General features: G+C 72.2%; 19 protein-coding genes. 9 read left to right on the forward strand and 10 right to left on the reverse strand.

Translation table 11 applies throughout. The features are described 5' to 3' along the window. Position 1: 1 nt before the first annotated feature. On the forward strand, positions 2-1,870 hold the full coding sequence (locus AC5L3X_RS17000) for an ABC transporter ATP-binding protein (protein WP_494857906.1): 1,869 nt from the start codon (positions 2-4) through the stop codon (positions 1,868-1,870). A gap of 15 nt (positions 1,871-1,885) precedes the next feature. Here AC5L3X_RS17000 and AC5L3X_RS17005 read toward each other — a convergent pair whose 3' ends face one another. Then, positions 1,886-2,767, reverse strand: coding sequence for a sulfotransferase family protein (locus AC5L3X_RS17005; RefSeq protein WP_494857908.1), 882 nt, complete (start codon positions 2,765-2,767; stop codon positions 1,886-1,888). Positions 2,768-2,885: 118 nt separating this feature from the next. On the opposite strand from AC5L3X_RS17005, the gene AC5L3X_RS17010 reads away from it, so the two are divergent. Together AC5L3X_RS17010 and AC5L3X_RS17015 are read left to right on the forward strand one after the other, a co-directional pair. After that, positions 2,886-3,779 carry a S66 peptidase family protein gene (locus tag AC5L3X_RS17010; protein WP_494857909.1) on the forward strand — a complete coding sequence of 298 codons (894 nt, stop codon included), beginning with the start codon at positions 2,886-2,888 and terminating at the stop codon, positions 3,777-3,779. A gap of 41 nt (positions 3,780-3,820) precedes the next feature. Next, positions 3,821-4,684, forward strand: a complete 864-nt coding sequence (locus AC5L3X_RS17015) for a hypothetical protein (protein WP_494857911.1) — start codon at positions 3,821-3,823, stop codon at positions 4,682-4,684. A 54-nt stretch (positions 4,685-4,738) separates the two neighbouring features. Here AC5L3X_RS17015 and AC5L3X_RS17020 read toward each other — a convergent pair whose 3' ends face one another. Genes AC5L3X_RS17020 through AC5L3X_RS17035 form a run of 4 tightly spaced genes read right to left on the reverse strand, consistent with a single transcriptional unit; the run spans position 4,739 to position 9,353 of the window. After that, on the reverse strand, positions 4,739-6,493 hold the full coding sequence (locus AC5L3X_RS17020; RefSeq protein WP_494857912.1) for a glycoside hydrolase family 15 protein: 1,755 nt from the start codon (positions 6,491-6,493) through the stop codon (positions 4,739-4,741). A 45-nt stretch (positions 6,494-6,538) separates the two neighbouring features. Further along, positions 6,539-7,183, reverse strand: a complete 645-nt coding sequence (yczE, locus tag AC5L3X_RS17025; RefSeq protein ID WP_494857914.1) for a membrane protein YczE — start codon at positions 7,181-7,183, stop codon at positions 6,539-6,541. 56 nt (positions 7,184-7,239) lie between these two features. Then, positions 7,240-7,854, reverse strand: coding sequence for a trimeric intracellular cation channel family protein (locus AC5L3X_RS17030; RefSeq protein ID WP_225263770.1), 615 nt, complete (start codon positions 7,852-7,854; stop codon positions 7,240-7,242). An 11-nt stretch (positions 7,855-7,865) separates the two neighbouring features. Then, positions 7,866-9,353: a peptide MFS transporter gene (locus AC5L3X_RS17035; protein WP_494857916.1), complete on the reverse strand. Its 1,488-nt coding sequence runs from the start codon at positions 9,351-9,353 to the stop codon at positions 7,866-7,868. Between the two features lie 150 nt (positions 9,354-9,503). On the opposite strand from AC5L3X_RS17035, the gene AC5L3X_RS17040 reads away from it, so the two are divergent. The 6 genes from AC5L3X_RS17040 (at position 9,504) to AC5L3X_RS17065 (ending at position 16,667) form a co-directional block, all read left to right on the forward strand. Continuing rightward, a complete protein-coding gene (locus AC5L3X_RS17040; RefSeq protein WP_494857918.1) occupies positions 9,504-11,339 on the forward strand; it encodes an AMP-dependent synthetase/ligase in 1,836 nt (611 codons plus the stop codon). Positions 11,340-11,409: 70 nt separating this feature from the next. Further along, positions 11,410-12,282: a hypothetical protein gene (locus AC5L3X_RS17045; protein WP_494857920.1), complete on the forward strand. Its 873-nt coding sequence runs from the start codon at positions 11,410-11,412 to the stop codon at positions 12,280-12,282. Positions 12,283-12,435: 153 nt separating this feature from the next. Continuing rightward, on the forward strand, positions 12,436-12,915 hold the full coding sequence (locus AC5L3X_RS17050) for a hypothetical protein (protein ID WP_189126905.1): 480 nt from the start codon (positions 12,436-12,438) through the stop codon (positions 12,913-12,915). A gap of 211 nt (positions 12,916-13,126) precedes the next feature. Further along, complete coding sequence (locus AC5L3X_RS17055) at positions 13,127-14,587, forward strand: benzaldehyde dehydrogenase (protein WP_494857922.1); 1,461 nt, start codon at positions 13,127-13,129, stop codon at positions 14,585-14,587. A 161-nt stretch (positions 14,588-14,748) separates the two neighbouring features. Then, positions 14,749-16,011, forward strand: a complete 1,263-nt coding sequence (locus AC5L3X_RS17060; RefSeq protein ID WP_494857924.1) for a sensor histidine kinase — start codon at positions 14,749-14,751, stop codon at positions 16,009-16,011. After that, positions 16,008-16,667, forward strand: a complete 660-nt coding sequence (locus AC5L3X_RS17065) for a response regulator (RefSeq protein WP_494857925.1) — start codon at positions 16,008-16,010, stop codon at positions 16,665-16,667. Before AC5L3X_RS17060 ends, AC5L3X_RS17065 begins: the two co-directional genes overlap by 4 nt. A 19-nt stretch (positions 16,668-16,686) precedes the next feature. Here AC5L3X_RS17065 and AC5L3X_RS17070 read toward each other — a convergent pair whose 3' ends face one another. From AC5L3X_RS17070 to AC5L3X_RS17090, 5 genes are all read right to left on the reverse strand, one after another. Continuing rightward, positions 16,687-17,928, reverse strand: a complete 1,242-nt coding sequence (locus tag AC5L3X_RS17070; protein ID WP_494857927.1) for a cation:proton antiporter — start codon at positions 17,926-17,928, stop codon at positions 16,687-16,689. Positions 17,929-18,020: 92 nt separating this feature from the next. Continuing rightward, positions 18,021-19,310 carry an ArsB/NhaD family transporter gene (locus AC5L3X_RS17075; RefSeq protein WP_494857929.1) on the reverse strand — a complete coding sequence of 430 codons (1,290 nt, stop codon included), beginning with the start codon at positions 19,308-19,310 and terminating at the stop codon, positions 18,021-18,023. Continuing rightward, positions 19,307-19,927 (reverse strand): AAA family ATPase, encoded by a 621-nt coding sequence (locus AC5L3X_RS17080; RefSeq protein WP_494857931.1) that lies wholly within the window; start codon positions 19,925-19,927, stop codon positions 19,307-19,309. The genes AC5L3X_RS17075 and AC5L3X_RS17080 overlap by 4 nt, the downstream gene beginning before the upstream one ends. Before the next feature lie 135 nt (positions 19,928-20,062). Then, a complete protein-coding gene (locus tag AC5L3X_RS17085) occupies positions 20,063-21,157 on the reverse strand; it encodes a glycerophosphodiester phosphodiesterase (protein ID WP_494857932.1) in 1,095 nt (364 codons plus the stop codon). A gap of 64 nt (positions 21,158-21,221) precedes the next feature. Beyond that, positions 21,222-22,379: an RtcB family protein gene (locus AC5L3X_RS17090; RefSeq protein WP_494857933.1), complete on the reverse strand. Its 1,158-nt coding sequence runs from the start codon at positions 22,377-22,379 to the stop codon at positions 21,222-21,224. Positions 22,380-22,515 lie beyond the last annotated feature (136 nt).

Raw genomic sequence — 22,515 nt, forward strand, 5'->3', positions numbered from 1 at the left:
GATGTCGATGATGGGAGGGGGTTTCGGCCCCCATGTGATGGCGTCGCTGCGACGCGACGATTCGGTGACCAAGCAGCGGCTCACACCGGGCACGGTGCGGCGCATCGCGCGTTACGCGAGGCCGCACACCCGGCAGATCTGCGCGTTTCTCCTGCTCGTGGTCGCGGGCGCGGTCATCGTGGTCGCCAACCCGCTGCTGATGAAGGCGATCATCGACGACGGCATCCTGCCGAAGCGCGGCGACGTGGTGATCGGCCTGGCGGCGGCGATCGCGGCGCTGGCGGTCGTCGACGCCGGCCTCACGCTGGCGCAGCGCTGGTTCTCCGCCCGCATCGGCGAAGGGCTCATCTACGACCTGCGCACCGAGGTGTTCGACCACGTGCAGCGGATGCCCGTGGCCTTCTTCATGCGCGCGCAGACCGGCGCCCTGGTCTCCCGGCTCAACACCGACGTCATCGGCGCGCAGCGGGCCCTGACCAGCACCCTGTCGTCGGTGGTGTCCAACGTCATCAGCCTGGTGCTCGTGCTCGGCGCGATGCTGGTGCTGTCGTGGCAGGTGACGCTGGCCGCGCTGGTGCTGCTGCCGATCTTCGTCATCCCGGCCAAGCTGGTGGGGCGGCGCATGTCGGTGCTCACCCGCGAGCAGATGCAGCTCGACGCCGAGATGAGCTCGGTCACCACCGAGCGGTTCAACGTGGCCGGCGCGATGGTCGCCAAGCTCTACGGCAGGCCCGACGACGACGCGGCCGTGTTCGGCGCCCGGGCCGCCCGGGTGCGCGACGTGGGCGTCACGGTCGGAATGTACGGAACGGTGTTCAGGGTCGCGCTCGGCCTGGTCGCGGCGCTGGCCACCGCGCTGGTCTACGGGATCGGCGGCGTGCTGTCGGTCAACGGCGTGTTCGAGCTGGGCACGCTGGTCGCCCTGGCGGCGCTGCTCATGCGCCTGTACGGCCCGCTCACCTCACTGTCCAACGTGCACGTCGATGTGATGACCGCGCTGGTCAGCTTCGACCGGGTCTTCGAGATCCTCGACCTGAAGCCGATGGTCGCCGAGCGGCCCGGCGCCGAGCCGGTGCCCGAGGGCCCGGTGACGATCGAGTTCGACGACGTCCACTTCCGCTACCCGTCGGCCGAGGAGGTCTCGCTGGCCTCCCTGGAGTCGGTCGCCAGGCAGGACACCGGCCCCTCGCAGCCGGTGCTCAGGGGCGTCTCCTTCACCGCCAAGCCGGGGCAGCTGATCGCCCTGGTCGGCCCCTCGGGGGCGGGCAAGACCACGATCACCTCGCTGGTGTCGCGGCTCTACGACGTCAATGAGGGGGCGGTCCGTGTCAACGGGCTCGACGTGCGCGACGCGACGCTCGCGTCGCTGCGCGACACCGTCGGCGTGGTCATGCAGGATCCCCATCTCTACCACGACACGATCGAGGCCAACCTGCGCTACGCGCGTCCCGGGGCGAGCGAGGAGGAGCTGTGGGAGGCGCTGAGGGCCGCGCAGATCGGCGACCTGATCGAGTCGCTGCCCGACGGGCTGGAGACCGTGGTGGGCGACCGCGGTTACCGCCTGTCCGGCGGTGAGAAGCAGCGGCTGGCTCTGGCCCGGCTGCTGCTCAAGGCGCCGCGCGTGGTCGTGCTCGACGAGGCCACCGCGCATCTCGACTCCGAGTCGGAGGCGGCCGTGCAGCGGGCGCTGAAGACCGCCCTGGAGGGCCGCACCTCGCTGGTCATCGCGCACCGGCTGTCGACGATCCGGGAGGCCGACGAGATCCTCGTGGTCCAGGACGGCCGCATCTCCGAGCGGGGCCGGCACGACGAGCTGCTCCGGCGCGGCGGGCTCTACGCCGAGCTCTACCGCACGCAGTTCAGCCGGTGAGGCAGCCCCGTCGGGTCAGGTGAGGTAGCCCAGCCGGGTGAGCTCCTGCCTGGCCACCTTCTCCACGAGCTCCAGGTCGTCCGGCCGCAGCCGGGTGCGCCAGGAGCCGACCTCGGGGGCGTGCGTGCCGTACAGGGCCACCTTGGAGACGCGCGTCTCCAGGAAGTCGGTGAGGGCCGCCACCGACTCGGCGGGCCGCCGCAGCAGGTCCTCGTAGCGCAGCGTCAGCAGCCGGCCGGCGGGCAGCTCCTGGCGCAGCGTGGCGCTGAGCCGGACGGCGCTGCGCCAGCGCAGCGCGCTCTTGCCCGCGACGGGCATGGTCTTCCACCGCTCGACGTGTTCGTCGCGGTTGACGCCGAGGAAGTCGTTGGGGAACTCGGTGTGCTCGGCCAGCATCACCGGCTTGAACCAGGCCAGGCAGGCCGGGTCGGCGAGCATGTCGGCGACCACGTCGCGGCCGTCGCGGATCAGCTGGACGAACTGCGCGTCGGGGAAGGCCTGCTGGAGCACCGAGGCGCTGTAGAGCAGGTCGGGGCTGCCGTCTCCGAAGCGGGTGATCGAGCCCGCCGACACGCACGGGCCGCTGCCGGTGACGCCGCCCGCCTCACGGCACGGCTCGGCGCACTGCTCGCAGGCGCCGGGGAGCACCTGCCACGACTCGGCCAGCGCGTCGCGCAGCACGCGCACGGCGCCCGAACCGCGGCCGATCGACGGCTTGCGGGCGAAGGCGTAGACCACGTACGCCACGCACGCGCGGCCCATCGTCAGGTGGAAGCCCGGCGATCGCTTCAGGGCGCGCCCCAGCAGATCCGCGCCGGAGTGCGGGGCTCCCAGCAGGAAGACCGGCTTGCGGACCTTGATGCCGTTGACCACGAGGATGTGGGGCGGAAGTCGCATACGACAGGTAAGTGTGACACCGTTTGCCAGGTGTACGAGCCAATGTCGGTGTCGCTGCTCACAGCGGCCGGCGTCATCACCGGCCAGGGCGTTCCCACCCTCCTCAAGGAGTTGATCGATGCGGCAAGGTGACACGGTCGCGATCGTCTCGCCGTCGGGCCCGCCGGACGCCGTCCTGCTGAGACGCGGGATCGCGCGGCTGGAGGAGTTCGGCCTGAAGGTGGTGACCGGCGAGCACGTGCTCGACCGGCAGGAGCTCGACTTCCTGGCCGGGTCCGACGCGGCGCGCGCCGCCGACCTGCAGGCTGCCTGGTGCGACCCGGCGGTCTCCGCCGTCTTCTGCTCCAGGGGCGGCTACGGCGCGGCCAAGCTGCTCGACCTGCTCGACTGGGACGCCATGCGGGCGGCGGGGCCCAAGGTCCTGCTCGGATCCAGCGACATCACGGCGCTCCATCAGGCGTTCGCCGCCGAGCTGGGCGTGCCGACGCTGCACGGCCCGATGCCGGCCTGCTCGACGATCGCCGGCGAGCAGGGCCCGGAGCCCGAGTCCTGGGAGCACCTGCGGGCCGCGATCTTCGGCACGGCGCCGCCGGTCCGCGCGGAGGCCGTGCTCGCGCCCGGCCGGGCCGAGGGCGTGCTGACCGGCGGCAACCTGTCGCTGCTCGCGTCCTTGTGCGGCACGCGCTACCAGCCGTCGTTCGCCGGGAGGATCGTGCTGCTGGAGGACATCGGCGAGGAGCCGTACCGGATCGACCGCATGCTGACCCAGCTGCTGCAGTCGGGCGCGTTCGCCGGGGTGCGGGGCGTCGTGCTCGGCTCTTGGGTCGAGTGCCGCGACCCGTTCGCCGTGCTGCGTGAGCGTCTGCTGCCGCTCGGGGTGCCGATCCTGGCCGGACTGCCGGTCGGCCATGGATCACCACAGCTCAGTGTGTGGCTTGGGGCGCTTGGTGTTATCGATACCGAATCGTGCTCGCTGACTGGCATGTTCCGCGACGGCGAGCAGGCAAGGTAGGAGAGACAGACAGGGGCAAACCGGACAGAAGGGGGCACGGCGTGTTCGGACGCGGCCGGAAGCCCTCGCGTAGAGCGGTCGAGGACGTCGACCTCGACTCGCTCCTCGCGCTCGTCGCCGAGTCCCGCGGCTACACCTGCGTGTTCTCCGCCGACGGCGGCTGGCTGACGCTGGGCGGCGGCACGGACATCCGGGTCAGGCTCACCGGGCTGCGCCGCGAGGCCGGCCGCAGGGCCCGCGAGGACTGGCCGTCCCTGGTCTCCGAGCATCTTGCCAACGCGGTCGCGGCGGCCGGCGACCTGCTCGACGTGTGCGACCTCGAACAGGCCGGGCCGCTGCTGCGCACCCGCGTCGAGGCGGTCGACGAGGTGCCCGACCTGACCCGGGTGGTGGGCCGCCACCTCAACGGCGAACTGGTCGAACTGCTCACCGTCGGCTCCCGTCCGGTGCGCCCCGAGGAGGCCGGTTGCTGGCCCATCCCGTCGGGTGAGGCGCTGGGGCTGGCCGTCGCCAACGTCCGGCGCGCCGAGAGGCTCTCGGCGGAGACCGTCGAGCTGTCCGGCACGCGCGTGACCCGGCTGTCCGGCCGCGACGCCTCGACCGCCACCCACCTGCGCTGGCTGCGCGACTACCTGCCGGTGCCGCCCGACGGCGTGCTCGCCGTGCTGCCCGACCCCTACACGTTGCTCGTGCACCCCGTCGACGGGATCGCCGTGGTGCGGGCCATCGAGCGGCTCCGTGTGCACGCGGCCCGCAACGGAAGGCTCAGCCCGCAGGTCTACTGGTGGCACGACGAGCAGCTGACGCTCATCAAGGCCGACGTGGTGCTCCAGCGGGGCCAGACCCGGCTGGTCGTCGCCCCGCCGCCGGAGTTCGCCCGGGTGCTGGCCCGCCTGGCCGTCTAGGACCCTCGCGGGGGCGTCCGGGAGCCGGCCCGCCGCGTCTAAGAGAGCGCGCGTCTAGGAGAGCGCGCGCGCCGCGTGGATGAGCGGGACGTGGCTGAACGCCTGCGGGAAGTTGCCCACCAGCCTGCCGTATCTCGGGTCGTACTCCTCGGCCAGCAGCCCCACGTCGTTGCGCAGGGCCAGCAGCCGCTCGAACAGCTCCCGGGCCTCGTCCTTGCGGCCCTGCATGGCCATCACCTCGACCAGCCAGAAGCTGCACGCCAGGAACGCGCCCTCGCCGCCCGGCAGCCCGTCGACCTCGTTGTCGTCGGCCACCGGATAGCGCAGCACGAAGCCGTCGGCCATCAGCTCCTTCTCGATGGCCGCCACGGTGCCGGTCACGCGCGGATCCTCCAGCGGCAGGAACCCCAGGATCGGCATCATCAGCAGCGACGCGTCGAGCTCGGCGGAGCCGTAGGACTGGGTGAAGGTGTTGCGCCGGGCGTCGTAGCCCTTGTCGCAGATCTCCGCGTGGACGGTGTCGCGCAGCGCCCGCCACCGCTCGACGGGGCCGGACCGGCCGAACCGCTCGACGTACTTCACGGCCCGGTCGAGCGCCGTCCAGCACATCATCTTGGAGTGGGTGAAGTGCCTGCGCGGGCCGCGCACCTCCCACAGCCCCTCGTCCGGCTCGTCCCAGTGCTCCTCGACGTAGTCGAGCAGCTCACGCTGGATGGACCAGGCCCGCTCGTCGGCGGGCAGACCGGAGGTCCGCGAGGCGTACAGGCAGCTCATGACCTCGCCGTAGACGTCGAGCTGGAGCTGGGTGACGGCGTCGTTGCCGATGCGGACCGGGCGGGAGGACTCGTAGCCGTCGAGCCAGCCGAGCGTCATCTCGGGCAGCCGGCGCTCGCCGGCGACGCCGTACATGATCTGGAGGTCCTGTGGCCGGCCGGCGATGGCGCGCAGCAGCCACGACCGCCAGGCGGCGGCCTCGTCGAGGTAGCCGTTGCCGATCAGCGCCTCCAGCGTCATCGTGGCGTCGCGCAGCCAGCAGAAGCGGTAGTCCCAGTTGCGCACGCCGCCGAGGTCCTCGGGCAGCGAGGTGGTCGGGGCGGCGACGATGCCGCCGGTGGGGGAGTAGGTGAGCGCCTTGAGGGTGATCAGCGAGCGCACCACGGCCTCGCGCCAGGGGCCCTGGTAGGTGCAGGTGGCCACCCAGTCGGACCACATGGCCTCGGTCTCGGTGAGCTGGGTCTCGGCGTGGATCTGCCGGGGCATCGCCTCGTGGGAGGGATGCCAGGTGAACACGAACGGCAGCCGCTCGCCCGCCTTGACGGTGAACGTGGCGATGTGGGCGTAGTCGCCGCCCCTGAGCGGCACGGGGGAGTGCAGCCAGACGGAGTCGGGGCCGCCGACGGCCTGCAGGTGGCCGTCGGTGCGGCGCACCCACGGCACGATCCGGCCGTAGTCGAAGCGGACCCTCAGCTGCGTGGACATCTCGACGGTGCCGGACACGCCCTCCACGATGCGGACCACGTCGGGGTTGACGTCGCGCGGCGGCATGAAGTCGATCACCCGGACCGTGCCTGTGGGGGTGTCCCACTCGCTCTCCAGGATGAGCGTGTCGGGACGGTAGCGGCGCCGGGTGGCGGGCCGCCGGCCGACCGGCCCGAGCCACCAGTGGCCGTTGTGGTCGCCGCCGAGCAACGCCGAGAAGCACGCGGGGGAGTCGAACCGGGGCAGGCACAGCCAGTCGATCGAACCGTCTCTGGCGACCAGGGCCGCCGACTGCATGTCCCCGATCAGGGCGTAATCCTCGATCAGCATGCCTCAGACGCTACTCGGCGTGGGAGGACGGCGCGTCGGGTCCGATCAGTCCGCGTCAGGATCGGGGCGGCGCGCGGTGCCGCCGGCGGGCGACAGCGGGAACCAGCGGGTGAGGAGCTGGGTCAGCGGGCCGATGGCCAGGGCGAAGACCAGGGTGCCGAGGCCGACGGTGCCGCCGAGCAGCCAGCCGGCCGCCAGCACGGTGATCTCGATCAGGAAACGGCTCAGGCGCACGGACAGGCCCAGCCGGATCAGCCCGGTCATGATGCCGTCGCGCGGCCCGGCGCCCATGCCGGCGCCGATGTAGAACAGAGTGGCCAGCGCGATCGACAGCACGCCGAGCGCCAGGTAGAGCCAGCTCAGCGTCCAGTGCGTGGGCTCCGGCAGCAGGAGGATGGCGGCGTCGGCGAACAGGCCGACGAAGACGACGTTGCTGATCGTGCCGAGGCCGGGCCGCTGCCGCAGGGGGACCCACAGCAGCATCACCAGCGCGCCGGCCACGATGATGACCGTGCCGATCGACAGGCCGGTCCTGATCGCCACGCCCTGGTGGAAGACGTCCCAGGGGGAGTTGCCGAGGCCGGAGGTGACCTGCAGGCCGATGCCCGCGCCGTAGAGCGCCAGGCCGCCGTAGAGGCGCAGGAGGCGGACGGGCAGGGAGCCGGGGTATGGGAGGGTCGTGTCGCTCATGGTGCCCTCAGGATGGCAGTCCGCCGGTCCGCGCTTGACGCGAGGCCCGGCGGGCCTCACTCCGGCGGTGTGACCCCCCGGGCCAGCGGGGCCCGCCACTTGTAACGCATGGCCGCGATGCGGGTGCCGAAGGCGAGCAGGGCCGCGGCCAGGGTGGCCGGCCAGCCGTACAGGCCGACGGTGTAGAGGCCGGCCATCGCGCCGGAGCCGAGCAGCGCGGGCACCGCGTAGAGCTCGCGGTCGTACAGCAGGGTCGGGATCTCCCCGGCCAGCACGTCGCGCAGCATGCCGCCGCCCACGCCCGTGGTGACGCCGAGCAGGCTCGCGTGCAGCGGGCTGAGCCCGTACTCGAGCGCCTTGAGCGTGCCGAGCGCGCAGAACAGGCCGAGCCCGGCGCCGTCGAGCACCAGGATGGCGGGCATCACCCGGGCCACGTGCGGATGCCAGAAGAACACGATGGCCGTGGCCGCCAGCGGCACGAGCACGTAGCCGAGGCTCTGGAAGGCGGCGGGCCGGACGTTGAGGATCAGGTCGCGCATGACGCCGCCGCCCAGCGCGGTGATCTCGGCGAGCACCCCCATCCCGACCACGTCGAGCCGTTTGCGCACGCCCATGAGAGCGCCGGACAGGGCGAAGACGAAGATTCCGGCGAGATCGAGAAGTTCGGGCACGGTGGCCATCTTTACCGGATCGGCGGCTCGGCCGGCACATGGTGCTCGGACATCATCGCCCGCAGCCTGCGGGTGAACAGGAACAGGGCCAGCCCGGCGACGATCGCCATGGCGGCCAGCAGCAGGTAGTAGGCGGGCTCGGACATGACCTGGCTGAGCCGCCCGGTCTGCCCGCCGACGGCGTCGCCCACGGACACCGCGATGAACCAGATGCCGAGCATCTGCCCCTTGAACGCCCGCGGCGCCAGTTTGGTGGTGACCGAGAGGCCGACCGGGCTGAGCGACAGCTCGCCGAAGACCTGGACGAGGTAGACCAGCACCAGCCACCACACCGACACCTTGCCGGTCTCGGCCAGCGAGGCGGCGGCCGCCATGACCACGAAGCTCAGCCCGACCATGACGAGCGCGAAGGCGAACTTCTGCGGGGTGCTCACCCGGGTGCCCAGCCGGACCCAGAGCGCCGCGAAGACCGGCACGAAGATCATGATGAACAGCGGGTTGAACGACTGGGTCGTGGCCGCCTGGATGCGCACGCCGAACAGCGTCAGGTCGGTGTCGTTCTGGGCGAAGAACAGCAGCTTGCTCGGCGCCAGGTCGTAGACCATCCAGAAGATCGCGGCGGCCACGAACAGCCAGATGTACGCCTTCATCCGCGAACGCTCATCCTCGGTCAGGTCGTGGCTGCCGAAGAGGATGTAGGCGAAGTAGCCGACCGGCACCGCCAGGATGACCACGGTCACCACCACCGTGAACCGGTCGAGGGTGAGGGCGCCCGTGGCGGCCCAGGCCCCCAGCGCCGAGGCGACGGCCGCCGTGACCACGCTGACCAGCCGGATGACGCGCCCGCGCTCGCGGGGGGTGAGCGGCATGCCGGGCCGGTCGCCGACGCCGCGCAGGTGCCGGCGGCCCAGGACGTACTGCAGCAGGCCGAGCGCCATGCCGACCGCCGCGGCGCCGAACCCCAGGTGCCAGTGGTCGTCGCGGGCCAGCCAGCCCACCACCAGCGGCGCGAAGAACGCGCCGAGGTTGATGCCCAGGTAGAACAGCGAGAACCCGGCGTCCCTGCGGCCGTCGTCGTCCTCGGGGTAGAGCTTGCCGACCATGACCGAGATGTTCGGCTTGAGCAGGCCGGTGCCGGCGATGATGAGCAGCAGGCCGAGCCAGACGAAGGCCCCCGAGGAGACCGGGACGGCCATGCTGATGTGGCCGCACATGATGACGAAGCCGCCCCAGAAGACCGAGCGGCGGGCGCCCAGGATCCGGTCGGCGATCCAGCCGCCGGGCAGCGCCACCAGGTAGATGAGCGCGCCGTAGACGCCGACGACCGCCTGCGCGGTCTGCTCCGGCATGCCGAGGCCCTGGTGGGCGGGCGAGGCGGCGAGGAACGTGGCCAGGATGGCACGCAGGCCGTACCAGCTGAAGCGCTCCCACATCTCGGTGCCGAACAGGGTGGCCAGGCCGCGCGGGTGCCCGAAGAACGTCCTGCCTTCGGTAGTCATGCCCGCCCCCCGGCCGCACGGATGCGCGTGTGAGTTCATCACTCTACGTGACGGATCAGTTTCTTTCCCTGGAGGGTCTTGCCGCTGTCCCGGCGGTGTGGTGCGATGCATGCCACCTGTGCAAGTGATTACTGACTGGAGGCGGGTGTCATGGCCGATGTCCTCGAGGTACGGGCCGAGATCGAGCGCGAGATCGCTGGCCGTACCGTGTGCGAGCAGTTGAGACAGGTCGCCGAGCGTCATCCTGACGCGCCCGCCTACTCCGACCCGGTCGAGGGAGGCTGGAGCACGCTCACCTACTCCGAGGCCCGCCGGCGGGTGCTGGAGATCGCCGCAGGTTTCATCGCGCTCGGGCTGGAGCCGGGCGACTCGGTCGCGCTGATGATGGTCAACCGGAGCGAGCACGTGCTCGCCGACCTTGGAACGGTGCACGCCGGAGGGGTGGGCTGCACGGTCTACTCGACGTTCGCGTCCGACCAGATCGCCTTCGTGGCGGGCGACGTGGGGGCGAAGTTCGCGGTGCTCGGCGGCCCCGCCGACCTGGCCCGCTGGGAGCCGGTCCTCGAGCGGCTGCCGGGGCTGAGCAAGATCATCATGCTGGAGGGCGCGCCGGCCGACGAGCGCTTCCTGGCGTGGGACGACTTCCTCGAACTCGGCCGCGCCTCGCTGGCCGAGGACCCGTCGGCCGTCGAGGACCGGGCGCGGGCCGTGACGCAGGACGATGTGGTGACCGTCCTCTACACCTCGGGCACCACCGGCATGCCGAAGGGGGTGCCGCTCACCCACCACAACGTGTTCTACGAGGTGGCCTCGACCGACCGGCTGACCTCGCTGCCGTCGCAGGGCACCCAGATCTCCTACCTGACGTACGCGCACATCGCCGAGCGGGTGCTCAGCCTCTACCTGCCGCTGGTCAAGGTCTCCCACGTGCACTTCTGCACCGACCTGGCCAACCTCGGCGCCACCCTCGGACAGGTCAAGCCGATGATGTTCTTCGGCGTGCCCCGCGTGTGGGAGAAGATGATGGCCCGCCTGCAGGCGGTCCTCGCCTCCCAGCCGGCCGAGCAGCAGGACGCCGTGCGCCAGGCCATGGCGGCCGGCGTCGCCTACGTCGAGGGCGGCCAGTTCGGCCACACCCTGACCCCCGAGGTTCAGGCAGCCTACGAGCAGGCCGACCAGTCGCTGCTGTCGATCATCCGGGGCATGATCGGTTTCGACCGCGCCGAGTGGACCGCCACCGGCGCCGCGCCGCTCCCGGACGAGGTGCAGCGGTTCTACGCCGGCCTCGGGCTGAAGGTCATCGACGTGTACGGGATGACCGAGACGACCGGCGCGTTCACCGGCAACAGCCCGTCCTGCTACCGCCTCGGCACCGTGGGCCGGGCCGAGCCGGGCGCCGAGGTGCGCATCGCCGACGACGGCGAGATCCTCACCCGCAGCCCGCTCAACACCCGGGGCTACCTCAACCGGCCCGAGGCCACCGCCGAGCTGATCGACGCCGACGGCTGGCTGCACACCGGCGACATCGGCACGGTCGACGAAGACGGCTTCTACCGGGTCGTCGACCGCAAGAAGGAGCTCATCATCACCGCGGGTGGCGAGAACATCTCCCCGGCCGCGATCGAGAACCACCTGAAGGAGCACCCCCTGATCGGCCAGGCGCTCGCCTACGGCGACGGCAGGCCCTACCCGGTCGCGGTGCTCACCCTGGACGGCGAGGTGGCGCCGGGCTGGGCCGGCTCGCGCGGCATCACCTTCGACTCCCTGGCCGAGCTGGCCGAGCACCCCGACGTGCTGAAGGAGATCGAGGCGGCGGTGGAGGCGGCCAACGTCAAGCTGGCCCGGGTGCAGCAGGTCAAGCGCTGGGCGCTGCTCGGCACCGAGTGGACGGCCGAGACCGAGGAGCTGACCCCCAGCCTGAAGCTGAAGAGGCGGATCATCCACGCGAAGTACGGCGACATCATCGAGGGCCTCTACGCCGGCTGACCGGGTTTTTGCCTTCCGGGGCGTGTGTCGTGAACCTGGTCATGACCGTGCGGTTCCTACCGTCTGGCTCATGACCAGACGACTCCTTCTCGTCTCGCTCGCGGCGGGGACGCTCATGGCGCCCGCGCCGGCGTACTCCGCCGCGACCGAGCTCACCATCCGCGAGATCAACGTACGTCCCGCCGAACCGGTGGTCGGGGTGGGTGATTCCGTCCGCCTGCTGGTCGACGTGATCGTCAAGGGGGCGCGGGGCAAGGACGGGGTGACCATCAAGGTCGAACCCGGCCCGCCGCCCAAGCCGGCCCCCACCACCACGCCCGCCGCCGGCACCCCGGGGGCCACCGGCCAGCAGGCCGGCTGGGACCGGACCAGGCCGGAGGGACGGCCCGCCACCGTCGTACCCCAGACGGAGCGCAGGCCCGAGCCGCGGCCGATCCACGTGAACCCCGCCGTGGCGCGGCTGGCGGCCCCGGCCTCCGACCGCGGCGCGGAGGCCTGGGAGACCTGGCGGTTCCTGCCCGACAAGGGGCTCAACCGCTTCTACCCGGCGGGCACCTGGACGGTGACGGCGACGGCCAAGGGCGCCGACGGGGCGACGGTGACGGAGTACGCCTCGTTCCAGTTGCGCAGGGACACGAGGCTGACGGGGGTCCGGGTCGCCAGGGCCCGCGGCTCGGAGTCGGTGCGTGTGAACGGCTCCCTCACCCGGGTCGGCCCGAAGGGGCTCGCCGACTACGCCCCGTTCACCGGCCAGGAGGTGGAGATCCTCCGGCGGCAGGGGACCACGGGCTCGTGGGAGCGGGTCGGTACGGCGACCACCGGCGAGAGGGGCGACTTCACCGGGACCGTGCAGGGGCGTACCGGCGACTACTGGCAGGTCCGCTACCCGGGAACCGGACACTACGCCGCCGCGCTCTCCTCAGTGCACCAAATCCCCCAGTAAACGGCATAGTGCCCCGCCCGAGCGAGGCGTGATTGACCGGTCGTTGCGGAAACGTGATCGGCTTTACCAAAACTTTTCCTTACCCTTACGCGTCAATGGCGTTGACGCGCATCGTCGCGGTGCGCGTCCGATACGGGGAAGGAAGTTGATCTCATGATGCGACGACTCGCCGCCGGGCTGGCGGCCGCCGCCCTCGGCGTCACGGTGGCAGGGGTGGCCGCCTCGCCGGCGCTGGCCGATCCCGGCGCCGACGACGGTCACACCCAGCTCACCTTCGACGCGAGCCCCGAGCCCGCCTGGCGGGGCAAGCCGCTGACGCTCACCGGCAAGCTGTCGGTGCGCTGCGACGACGACTACATCGACGGCTTCGTGTCGGTGCACCACGCCGACTACTGCAGGGACTCCGAGGCGTGGCACCGCCTCGGCCGCAAGCGGATCGTGATCCTCTTCCAGCCGGCCCGCAGCGGCAGGTGGGAGTACGTCGAGACGGTCAGGACCAGCCACAAGGGCTACTTCCACACCAAGGTCCCGGCCTACACCTCGGGCACGTGGCGCGCCGTCTTCGAGGGCGACCGCCGCCTCGAACCCGCCGGGGCCACCGACTGGGTCAAGGTCATCGGCCACCGCCGCTGACCGCCTCGCCCGCCCGCGCCCGGCTCCCCTCGGGGCCGGGCGTTTCGCGTCTCCGGCGCACCACCCGCTCCGGCGGGCCGGCTCACCGTCCCGGAGCGAAGACGCGCGGCCTGGGGTGACATCAGTGTTCGAACATGTGGAACCGCCCATTGATTGCGGCACGACCCGGACCTACAGTCGGTCCCCTGTCCGCGAGCGGAAGGTGACAGCGGTGTTTCTCGATGCAGCAACGTGGGAGAACCGGATCTTCATCGGCGGGGCGTGGGCGCCGGGCTCCGGTGGTTCCATGGACGTCACCGAGCCGGCCACCGGCTCGGTCCTCGGCCACGTCGGCGTGGCCTCCGCCGACGACCTCGGCAGAGCGGCGGAGAGCGCGAGCGAGGCGCAGCGCGCATGGGCCGTCACCCCTCACCCGGAACGCGCCGAGGTGCTGCGCCGGGCGGCCCGGCTGTGGCAGGAGCACGCCGAGGAGATCGCCTGGTGGAACATCCGCGAGGTCGGCGCGGTCCCCGCGATGGCCGGGTTCGCCGTGCACGTCGCCGAGCAGGAGTGCCACGAGGCCGCAGCCCTGCCCAGCCGCCCCTACGGCGAGCTGCTGCCGAGCGAGGAGCCGAGGCTGTCGATGGCCAGGCGGATGCCGGTCGGCGTCGTCGGCGTGATCTCGCCGTTCAACGTGCCCATCATCCTCGGCATCCGCTCGGTCGCCCCCGCGCTCGCCCTGGGCAACGCCGTCCTCCTGAAGCCCGACCCGCGGACCGCGGTGACCGGCGGGGTCACCATCGCCCGGATCTTCGAGGAGGCCGGGCTGCCGCCGGGCGTGCTGCAGGTGCTGCCCGGCGGGGCCGATGTGGGCGAGGCCATGATCACGCACCCGCTCGTCCGGGTCATCTCCTTCACCGGCTCCACCGCGGCGGGCCGCAGGGTGGGCGAGCTTGCCGGCAAGCACCTCAAGCGGGCGCACCTGGAGCTGGGCGGCAACTCGGCGCTGCTCATCCTCGACGACGCCGACGTCGACGCGGCGGCGAGCCTGTCCGCGTTCGGCGCCTTCTTCCACCAGGGCCAGATCTGCATGACGACCGGGCGGCATCTGGTGCACGAGAGCGTCCACGACGACTTCGTCGAGCGGCTCGCCGCCAAGGCCGCGGCCCTGCCGGTGGGCGACCCGGCCCGCGCCGAGGTCGCGCTCGGCCCGCTGATCGACGCCGGCCAGCGCGACAAGGTGCACCGGCTGGTCACCGCCAGTGTCGACGTCGGCGCCAAGCTCGCCGCGGGCGGCGACTTCGACGGGCTCTGCTACGCCGCGACCGTGCTGACCGAGGTGACCCCGTCGACGCCGGCCTTCTCCCAGGAGATCTTCGGGCCGGTCGCCCCGGTCGCGCGCTTCTCCACCGTGGAGGAGGCCGTGCGGCTGGCCACCGCCGGCGAGTACGGGCTCTCGCTCGGCATCGTCACCCGCGACGTGATGAAGGGCCTGGCCGTGGCCGACCGCGTCCCGACCGGCATCGTGCACATCAACGACCAGACCGTCAGCGACGAGGCCAACAGCCCGTTCGGCGGCATCGGAGCGTCCGGCACCGGCTCGCGGTTCGGCGGCCCGGCGGCCAACGTCGAGGCGTTCACCGAGACCCGGTGGGTCACCATGCGCGCCGAGCCCCCGGCCTACCCCTTCTAGCACCCCCTACCCGAGAGCCAGAGGACGGCATGGCCCCGCCGGGTCATGACGTCCAAGGCGCGCGCGTCCTAGCCTTCGGCCGAGATCGATCTCGGCGGCGGCGTTTCTCGGGCACAGTGGAAGCCGGAGCGATCTACGGGAGCTGACGGAAAGGTGCCGGGGTGCGCGAGGGTGATCGGGGACCGCGCGCCGCTCTGCGCGGCGTGCGGCGGGATCTGTCACCGGGCGCCGGGACCTCCCTGTTCCCGGCGTCCCCGCGGGCGTTTCCCTTCCTGGCCTGGGCGGCACACGCGGCGGTGGCCGGATACGCGCTGCTCGTCATGGGCGTCGCCTGGCACACCCTGATCGAGGACTTCGGGCTGCGCAACGAGGTGGCGGGCACGCTGGCCGTCGCCCAGGCCGCCGCGCTGCCGCTCGCCCTCTACTGGCCGATGGCCTCGTGGTGGCTGTCGCTCGCGGCGGCCACGCTGGTCGCCGTCACGGCCGGACTGCCGCCCGGCGAGCCGGTGTGGCCGACGCCGTCCATGCTCGTGCACCTGAGCGTGCTCGGGCTGGTGGCCCTCCGGACGCGCGTCCGTGTGTCGGTGGAGATGTGGCTGATCACGCTGCTGTCGGGGATCGGCGTCCGGCTGGCCGCGCACGGCTCGATCGAGCCCGGCGCCGTGGCGGACATGACGGTGCTCAGCGCCGCCGTGCTCATCGCGGCCGGCGCGCTTCGCGGCCGCGCCGACGCCCTGACCAGGATGGCCCGCGCCGAGCGGGTGAGCGGCGAGGAGCAGGCCCGGCGGGCGCTGCTGGAGGAGCGGGCCAGGATCGCCCGCGAGTTGCACGACGTCGTGGCGCACCACATGTCGGTGATCGCGATCCAGGCCGAGGCCGCCCCCTACCGCGTGCGGCACCCGCCCGAGGAGCTGGCGCGAAGCTTCGCCACCATCCGGGCCGGCGCGTTGGAGGCGCTCACCGAGCTGCACCGAATCCTCGGCCTGCTCAGGAACGACGCGGGCGGGGCCGACCCCGCGCCGCAGCCCACACTGGACGACCTGGAAGGGCTGGTGGCCGGGGTGCGGGAGGCCGGTCTGGAGGTGACCCTGGTGACGGAGCCGGACCAGGGCGGGCCGGTCCCGCCGGGCGTGCAGCTGTCGGCGTACCGGATCGTGCAGGAGGCGCTGAGCAACGTGCTGCGGCACGCCCCCGGCGCGGCCGCCCTGGTGGAGATCCGTCACACGGCGCGCTGCCTCGACCTGCGGGTGGCGAACGGCCCCGCCGCGGCGTCCGCGCCGGAGCGGGCGGGCTCGGGACACGGCGTGGTCGGCATGCGCGAGCGGGCCGCGATGCTCGGCGGCGAGCTCGGGGCGGGTCCCGGGCCGGACGGCGGCTACACCGTGACGGCCAGGTTGCCCTTCGGGAAAGGCGCCGCCACGTGATCCGGGTGGTGATCGCCGACGACCAGGCGATGGTCCGCGAGGGTCTGTCCGTCCTGCTCAACGCCCAGCCGGACATCGAGGTGGCAGGCGAGGCCGCGAACGGGCGCGAGGCCGTCGACCGGGTCTCCGAGCTGAGCCCCGATGTCGTGCTCATGGATGTGCGCATGCCGGTGCTGGGCGGGCTGGACGCCATCCCGCTGGTGGTCCCCGCCACGAGGGTGCTGGTGCTCACCACGTTCGACCAGGACGAGTACGTCTACGCGGCGCTGCGGGCCGGAGCCAGCGGATTCCTGCTGAAGAGCGCCTCCGCGCGCGAGCTGGGCGACGCCGTCCGCGTCGTGGCCGGGGGAGACGCCCTGCTCGCGCCCTCCGTCACCCGCCGCCTCATCACGGCCTTCGCCCGCCAGGCCCCGCCGCGGGCCCGTGGGATCCGGCTCGACGAGCTCACCGAACGGGAGAACGAGATCCTCGCGCTGATCGCGCACGGCATGTCCAACGCCGAGATCGCCGGCCACCTGGTGATCGCGGAGCAGACGGTGAAGTCGCACGTGAGCAACATCCTGGCCAAGCTCGGCCTGCGCGACCGCACCCAGGCGGCGGTGTACGCCTTCGAGACGGGCCTGGTCCAACCCGGCGGCAGGCGGCCACCCCGGTAGCGGCCACCCGCCGCGTCACTCACGCCTGCCGGTCCCTGAGCCGGTCGAGGCGGGCCATCACCGGAGTCGCGGTGACGCCGTGCAGCACGATGGAGGCGATCACGGTGAAGGCCACGACCGCCCACAGCTCCTCCGCCGGGACCCCGAAGTCGGCGTGGCCGAGCGCGTACGCCAGGTAGTAGAGCGAGCCGATGCCCCGGATGCCGAAGAACGAGGTCGCGACCCGTTCCATCGGCGAGGCACGGCCCCGCCACTGCGACAGCCAGGCCGTCAGGGGACGGATCACCAGCAGGAGCGATAACCCGGCCACGGCCCCCTGCCAGGTGAGCGCGGCGAGCCCGCCCAAGGCCACGAAGCCGCCGAGCAGGAGCAGCAGCCAGGCGGTCAGCAACCGTTCGATCTGCTCGACGAAGCCGTGCAGGACGTTGTTGTAGCCGTGGCCCCGCTCCAGGCCCCGGATGGCGCACGCGGTGACGAAGACCGCGACGAAGCCGTATCCGTGCACCATCTCGGTCAGGCCGTAGGCCAGGAAGGTGGCGGCCAGCGCGACGAAGCCGTCGCGGTGCTCGGCCAGGCGCAGGTCGCGCGTCGGGGCGTGGAAGAACAACCGGCCCAGGAGCCGGCCGATGAGCAGCCCGGCCAGCACCCCGGCCCCGGTCCGGTAGAGCACGTCGACCAGCGCCCACTCACCGAGCCAGCCCGCTCCGCCCACGCTCGCCAGGGCGATGGCGGCGTACACGAAGGGGAAGGCCGCGCCGTCGTTGAGACCCGCCTCGGAGGTCAGCGCGAAGCGGACCTCGTCGTCGGCGTTCTCGGCGTCGACGGGCTCGCCCACCTGCACGTCGGAGGCGAGCACCGGATCGGTCGGCGCCAGTACCGCGCCGAGCAGGAGCGCCGCCGCGAGCGGCCAGCCCAGCAGCCCGGTGGCGACGCCCGCGACGCCGGCCACGGTCAGCGGCATCGTCCAGCCGAGCAACCGCCAGGTCGACGACCAGCCGCGCAGGCTCACCGTGCGGTTGAGCGCCAGGCCCGCGCCCATCAGGGAGACGACGACGCAGATCTCCGTGATGTGTTCCAGCGCGGCTCGGTGGGTCACCGGGTCGGGGTCGGGCAGCCCGGTCGGCAGCAGGAACACCAGTACGCCGCCGAGCAGGCAGGCGAGCGGCAGCGAGAACGGACGGCGGACGAGGACGCCGGGCAGCGCGGCGGCGAGCAGCGCACCGGCGCCCGCGACGACGTAGACGAGTTCAGCGGAAGGCATCGCGGCATTCCTGCCCCGCTGATCATCATGCATCCCCGTGCAGCACGACAGATCACGCCAGATCATGACTAATCGCGACTGACCACGACAGATCACGCCAGATAACGCAGCCACAGATAGGGGGCCACCAGGGCGACCGTGACCGCGGTGACGACCAGCCCGTACCTGGTGAACTGCCAGAAGCTGATCGGGACGCGGTTGCGGGCGGCGATGCCGACCACGACCACGTTGGCGGCGGCGCCCACCGCCGTGGCGTTGCCGCCCAGGTCGGCGCCGAAGGCCAGGGCCCACCACAGCACCCGCGCCTGCTCGCCACCGCCCGCCTCGACCAGCCTTTCCACGATCGGGCTCATCGTGGCCACGTAGGGGATGTTGTCCACGATGGCCGACAGCACGGCCGAGACGCCGAGCAGGCCCATCGCGGTCAGTTCGGGCCGCCCCTCGGTGGCGGACACCGCGGCCCGCGCGACCTGCTCGATGACGCCGGTCTCCACCAGCGAGCCGACCATGACGAACAGCCCGGCGAAGAACACCAGGGTCGGCCACTCGACCTCGCGGATGGCGTCCTCGGTGGTCACCTTGGTGGCCGCGACCAGGATGCCCGCGCCGAGCAGCGCCACCACCGACGGCTCGTAGTGCAGCACCGGGTGCAGCACGAACGCCGCCATCACCACCGTCAGCACGGCCAGGCTCTGCCACAGCAGCCGGTGATCGGCGATCGCCTCCCGCTCGTCCAGCGTCATGATCGCCGCCGCCCGTTCGGGGTCGTAGCGGAACGCCTTACGGAACAACACCCGGCACAGACCGGCGAACACCACCATGAGCACGACGACCATCGGCGCCATGTGCGCGAGGAAGTCGTTGAAGGTCAGCCCGCCGCGGCTGGCGATGATGATGTTGGGCGGGTCGCCGATCAGGGTGGCGGCGCCGCCGATGTTGGAGGCCATCGCCTCGGCGATGAGAAAGGGCGCGACCGGCAGCGCGAGCCGGTCGCAGACCAGGAACGTCACCGGCGCGATCAGCAGCACCGTGGTGACGTTGTCGAGCAGCGCCGAGGCCGACCCCGTGATCACCACGAGCAGCACCATCAGCCGGTACGGCCGGCCGCGGGCGCGCTTGGCAGCCCAGATGGCGAGGTACTCGAAGACGCCGGTCTGCTTCAGCACGCCGACGATGACCATCATGCCGAGCAGCAGGAAGATGACGTTCCAGTCGATGCCGGTGTGCTCGGAGAAGAACGCCGCCCCCGCGTCGCTGGCGTGGACCAGCAGCATGATCCCGGCCCCGCCGAGCGCCGCCGCCACCCGGTGCACCTTCTCGGTGGCGATCAGCGCGTACGAGGCCAGGAAGACCGCCACGCTGAGCCAGGCGAGTCCGCTCATCGCGGGGGCCCGGCGGGCGGGCCGTCGAAACGGATGTCCTCCAGGAGGTCGGCGCCCGCGCGGTCGAGCACGATCGCGCCCGCGGCCGGCTCCACCGTCCCGGCGCGGGCCCGCGCGAGCAGCGCGCCCCAGTGCCGGCGGTGCCAGGCGAAGGTGCGCTCGCCGACGACCCGGTTCCTGGCCCGCTGACCGGCCCGCGCGGCCTCCGGTGAGGCGTCCAGGAGCAGCAGGTGGAAGGCCGCCCCGGAGCGGCGGGCCAGCCAGGCGAAGATCCGCAGCACCCCGGGAGCGCAGCCGCGGTTGTGCGCGATCACCGCGCGGCCGGTGGTGAGGGCCCGATGGACGCGCCACAGGTGGGTGGCGAACACGACGCCGGTGCGCGCCGGCTTGGGCGCCCACCCGAGCCGCCCGGCCCACCACAGCCGCGACTGGTAGGAGTCGATCACCGTGACCGGACCGGCCGCCACCGGCCGCCTCTCGCCGCCGTCGAGCGCGTACAGGCGGCGGAGCAGGGTGGTCTTGCCGGCGCCGGGCAGGCCGGTGAGGATCACCAGCGAACCCGCCGGGAAGCGTAACGTCGGGGCCGCCTCTCGGGCGGCCGGCACCGAGCCCGTCAAAGATCCTCATCCTCGGGGCACCTGGACGACGGGCAGTATAGGGCAAATCCGCATACCCTCGCCGGAGGTCTGCCAAGGTGACCACGCCCGGCCCGCCAGCGCGGCTACGCCATCCGGTCGCCTCGCCCCGGCCGCTCAGCCGGCCCGGCGGGCGACCACCGCCCGGCCCATCGCCGGGTCATCGCAGAACGCGCCGTCGACGCCCAGGTCGAGGAGCCTGCCGAGCCAGCCCGCCACGTCGCCCGTGGCGCGCGCGTAGACGGGGCTGGCCGGATCGCCCAGCCGGTGGTCGGCCGGCAGCTGGGAGTTCTCGTTGCGCACGGTCCAGACGTGCACGTCCAGCCGCCGCCGGTGCGCGTCGGCCACCAGCGAGGTCGGCGGCCCCAGCCGCCCGTCGGCGCCCACCGGCACCACCCGCCGCGTGTCCACCCCGATCCCGTCGGCGTAGCGGGCCACCTCACGCAGGCCCGCCGGCGTGACCATGTCGTCGTAGGTGCGCGGGTCGCCCGCGGCCGTCCAGTCGTACGGCGCCCCACCCCAGGTGATCAGCTGGATCAGCGGCAGCTTCGTCCTGCCGCGCAGCTCACGCAGGTTGCCCGTCTCGAACGACTGGATGAACACCTCGCGCATCCGGGTGGCGCCGAGCACGTCGAGCAGCGGCTCCTCCAGCGACAGGCCGATCGAGTCGAAGTAGGACGGGTGCTTGGTCTCGGGGTAGACGCCCACGCCGTGGCGCTGCGCGAGCCGCACGACCTCCTCGAACGTGGGGATCTCGGCCAGCCCGTCGAAGGCCGTGTTGTCCGGGCGCAGTTCCGGCACCCGCTCGCGGGCGCGCAGCGTCTTGAGCTCGGCCAGGGTGAAGTCCTCGGTGAACCACCCGGTGACGGGCCGGCCGTCGATCGTCTTGGTGGTGCGCCGACCGGCGAACTCTGCCCGCGCGGCGACGTCGGTGGTGCCGGAGATCTCGTTCTCGTGCCGGGCCACCAGCACGTGATCCTTGGTCGAGACCAGGTCGGGCTCGATGTAGTCGGCGCCCATCGCGATGGCGGCCTCGTACGACAGCAGCGTGTGCTCGGGGCGGTGCGCGCTCGCGCCGCGGTGCCCGATCACGAGGGGGGCCTCGCCGCGGCGCTCGGCGGCGGCGGGAGTGGTGGACTGGATCAGCACAACGGCGACCGTACCGCCGGTGAGCACTGCCAGCGCGCCCGCGAGTAATCTCCGCATTCTCATGGGCGTACGGTAGATCGCCGCGGTGGCCCGGAGGTGAAGACTGAGCCACCGCGCAGGAGCCGCCTCAGCCCTTGTAGTTGAACACCTGGCTCAGCGTGTGCCGCACCTCGACCAGATCCCGCTGGTCGGCCATCACCTGGTCGATCGGCTTGTAGGCGTCGGGGTGCTCGTCCACCAGCGCCGCCGCCCGGCTGGAGTTCCAGGTGCGGCCCTGCATGGCCTCCGTGAGCGAGGCCGCCGACAGCTGCCGCTTGGCCTTGCTGCGCGACATCCGCCGCCCCGCCCCGTGGGAGCAGGAGTTGTAGGAGTCGGGGTTGCCGCGCCCGCGCACAATGTAGGAGCGGGTGCCCATCGAGCCCGGGATGACCCCCTCGTCGCCGACGTCGGCCTTGATCGCCCCCTTGCGGGTGATCCACAGCTCCTTGCCGCCGTGGACCTCCTGCTGTGTGAAGTTGTGGTGGCAGTTGATCGTGCGGACCCGGGCGCCCCGCCCGACGACGCGGAACAGCGCGTTGCTGAGCACCCTGTCCATCCGGGCGCGCGAGGCCATGGCGTAGCGCTGCGCCCACAGCATGTCCTCGATGTACGCGGTGAACTCCGGCGTGCTCTGCACCAGGTAGGCCAGGTCGGGGTCCTCCAGCCCGAGAGCCTGGCGGCGCATCAGCCGCTTGGCGTCGGCGATGTGCTTGACGGCCAGCTGGTTGCCGATGCCGCGCGAGCCCGAGTGCAGCACCGTCCACACCCGGTCGCGCTCGTCCAGGCAGACCTCGACGAAGTGGTTGCCCGAGCCGAGGGTGCCGAACTGCACCGACACCTTCTTCTCCTGCTGGGGCGTCAGGCCGGTGTGCGGGCGGCCGAGGTCGCTCAGCGCCCGGTCGAGCGCCGGGTCGTCGTGGCCCCTGCCGACGCCCGCCGGGATGCGCCGCTCGACCAGCGGCATCAGCGCGCCGAGGTCGTCGGGCAGGTCGGCGGCCGTCAGGGTGGTCTCGGTGGCGACCATGCCGCAGCCGATGTCGACTCCCACGGCGGCGGGGATGATCGCGCCCTCGGTGGGGATCACCGAACCGACGGTGGCCCCGATGCCGACGTGCGCGTCGGGCATGAGAGCGACGTGACCGGACACGAACGGCAGCCGGGCGGTGCGCGCGGCCTGCATGATCGCGCCGTCGTCGATCTCGCTGGCCCACGACAGCAGATTGGGCGCGGGCTGGTTGGGCAACATCTGGATCTCCTCAGGTGGACCTGATCCAGTTTGTGGGATCTTGGAATGGATCCCCACTCATTTATTGTCCCTCCGCTCCGCGCGCCCGGCGGTGGGGGTGGGGACCGCGTGCCGCGCCGGAGGGTGATCTAGGGTG

This window comes from Nonomuraea sp. CX421 (genome assembly GCF_059358955.1).

Coding starts and splice junctions, on each gene's coding strand:
- AC5L3X_RS17075 (WP_494857929.1), bottom strand. CDS start 19,310: ATGAGCGGACTCGCCTGGCTCAGCGTGGCGGTCTTCCTGGCCTCGTAC.
- AC5L3X_RS17070 (WP_494857927.1), bottom strand. CDS start 17,928: ATGCCTTCCGCTGAACTCGTCTACGTCGTCGCGGGCGCCGGTGCGCTG.
- AC5L3X_RS17010 (WP_494857909.1), top strand. CDS start 2,886: ATGCGGCAAGGTGACACGGTCGCGATCGTCTCGCCGTCGGGCCCGCCG.
- AC5L3X_RS17085 (WP_494857932.1), bottom strand. CDS start 21,157: ATGAGAATGCGGAGATTACTCGCGGGCGCGCTGGCAGTGCTCACCGGC.
- AC5L3X_RS17035 (WP_494857916.1), bottom strand. CDS start 9,353: ATGACTACCGAAGGCAGGACGTTCTTCGGGCACCCGCGCGGCCTGGCC.
- AC5L3X_RS17005 (WP_494857908.1), bottom strand. CDS start 2,767: ATGCGACTTCCGCCCCACATCCTCGTGGTCAACGGCATCAAGGTCCGC.
- AC5L3X_RS17050 (WP_189126905.1), top strand. CDS start 12,436: ATGATGCGACGACTCGCCGCCGGGCTGGCGGCCGCCGCCCTCGGCGTC.
- AC5L3X_RS17040 (WP_494857918.1), top strand. CDS start 9,504: ATGGCCGATGTCCTCGAGGTACGGGCCGAGATCGAGCGCGAGATCGCT.
- AC5L3X_RS17090 (WP_494857933.1), bottom strand. CDS start 22,379: ATGTTGCCCAACCAGCCCGCGCCCAATCTGCTGTCGTGGGCCAGCGAG.
- AC5L3X_RS17000 (WP_494857906.1), top strand. CDS start 2: ATGTCGATGATGGGAGGGGGTTTCGGCCCCCATGTGATGGCGTCGCTG.
- AC5L3X_RS17045 (WP_494857920.1), top strand. CDS start 11,410: ATGACCAGACGACTCCTTCTCGTCTCGCTCGCGGCGGGGACGCTCATG.
- yczE (WP_494857914.1), bottom strand. CDS start 7,183: ATGAGCGACACGACCCTCCCATACCCCGGCTCCCTGCCCGTCCGCCTC.
- AC5L3X_RS17020 (WP_494857912.1), bottom strand. CDS start 6,493: ATGCTGATCGAGGATTACGCCCTGATCGGGGACATGCAGTCGGCGGCC.